Origin of the sequence: Peribacillus sp. NPDC058002, assembly GCF_042886655.1 — a bacterium.
GTDB lineage: Bacteria > Bacillota > Bacilli > Bacillales > DSM-1321 > Peribacillus > Peribacillus aracenensis.
This window is the reverse complement of sequence record NZ_JBHVQU010000449.1, coordinates 1-1821: the sequence shown is the minus strand read 5'-3', so window position 1 is coordinate 1821 and position 1821 is coordinate 1. Positions and strand designations below refer to the sequence as shown.

3 protein-coding genes are annotated in these 1821 nt (G+C 41.0%); all 3 read left to right on the top strand.

Annotated elements, in window-relative coordinates; translation table 11 throughout:
• The coding region (locus ACFVSH_RS26190; RefSeq protein WP_387708721.1) for a hypothetical protein at positions 1-197 on the top strand (197 nt) is incomplete at its 5' end.
• Positions 198-346: 149 nt separating this feature from the next.
• Positions 347-961, top strand: a complete 615-nt coding sequence (locus ACFVSH_RS26185; RefSeq protein ID WP_387708719.1) for an NUDIX hydrolase — start codon at positions 347-349, stop codon at positions 959-961.
• 93 nt (positions 962-1054) lie between these two features.
• A partial coding sequence (locus ACFVSH_RS26180) for an endonuclease I family protein (RefSeq protein WP_387708717.1) occupies positions 1055-1821 on the top strand: 767 nt, incomplete at its 3' end.

Here is a 1821-nt window from a genome sequence, read left to right as displayed (position 1 = left end):
GGCTCACCGCCCGCCCCGCGGAAAGTGAGCATCTGAAGGGGAAATCAACCACACCGCTTTACTTGGTAAATAGCAACAAAGTATGCGAGAACAGCCTTTACTTAAGAAAGATCGCATCGATACTTTGCTTTTTAAACGAGACTGCTGCGTTTAATTTTAGCACCGTTCAGAAATTTGAACGGTGCTTTTGGCAATGATTTAGGAAGAATAAGAGGAAAAGAATTATATTGCGAACTTAGGGGACATTTTGGAATCGTTTTCCTTGCTTAGTTATAGCGGATGTTCGAAAATGGAATGATAAGGAGTGGCAGAAAATCAATACTATCAGGCAGAAGAGGTGAGGGACATGAATAATGAAGCTATAACAAAAAAACTGACATTACATATCCCTGAAATTTTAGGGAGTGGGAATTTTTCAAAGTATGCTGTATTGGTACCGCTTATAGAGAAAGAGGATGGAATTCATGTTCTTTTCGAAGAGCGTTCACACAAACTGAGAAGGCAGCCGGGGGATATATGTTTTCCGGGCGGGAAAATAGACAAGCTGGACCGTGATGAACAGGATGCTGCCTTAAGGGAAACATATGAGGAACTTAATTTGAGAAAAGAAGATATCGAAAATGTCTTTCCAATCGATTATTTGGTATCTCCATTTGGGATGATTGTCTATCCATATGCAGGATTTGTTCGTAACCATCAACGGATCATACCTAATCCAGCTGAGGTAGAAACCGTTTTTACGGTCCCCTTATCTTTTTTCATGGAAAAACCTCCAGAGATTTATCATGTCAAATATAAGGTGGAACCGCATGACAACTTCCCTCATGATTTAGTAGTTGGCGGGGAGAATTATAAATGGCAGCCAAAACAGATGGAAGAATATTTTTACATATATAACGAACGTGTAATCTGGGGGATGACGGCGAAAATCCTTACCCATTTTATTGAAATTCTTCGTTAGACCCTTCTAAAGCACCTTTTTTTCTAGATGGATTTCTATTAAACTTAAATTATGGTAAAAGTTAGGTTTTAATAGAAGCGGGGGGATGAGTGGATGAAGTATAGTTTTGAAGTACTTGAAAAAGAACGGGAAATGGCAATGGCTGCACTTGTGAACTTCAATGAAAACCGCGAATACTATGATGAAACCAAGGATCAGGAACTTAAGCTGGCATACTATAAAGATGGTTCTTTGGACCGGGAAGGATTGAAGGACCTACTTGTGGCAACCCATAAAAACCAGCTGAACTACTCACCACATCGTCATGTTTACCCTTGGGTGGACTTACAGGAAAATGGCCAGTTGAAAAGCCTGTATTCCGGTAAAGGGATGGACCCTGTACGAGTCATTGAGGAAGATATCCGTATACTGGAAGTGGTATCAAGAGGCATAGAATCAACAAATATGGAGAACATTCTCGTTAATTGTGAACATGTCGTACCTCAATCATGGTTCGATAAAAAAGAACCGATGAGGGGGGATTTGCATCATCTGTTCGCCTGTGAACCAACATGTAACAGTAGCCGGAGTAACTATCCATACCATGATTTTAAGGATTATATCCCTGAAAAATCGGCGGCGGGTATAAAAGCGGGCTGCGGGAAATCAGAGGAGGGTAAATTCGAGCCTGAATACGGAAAAGGCATCGTGGCGAGGGCTACTTTATACTTTTTACTCAGATATGAGGGCATCATCGATAGCGGCAATATTGACTTGGAGCTGCTTATGGAATGGCATCGGCTTTTTCCGGTCAGCACTTATGAAAAACATAGAAACCAGGCAATACATGAAATGCAGGGTAATCGTAACCCATATATAGA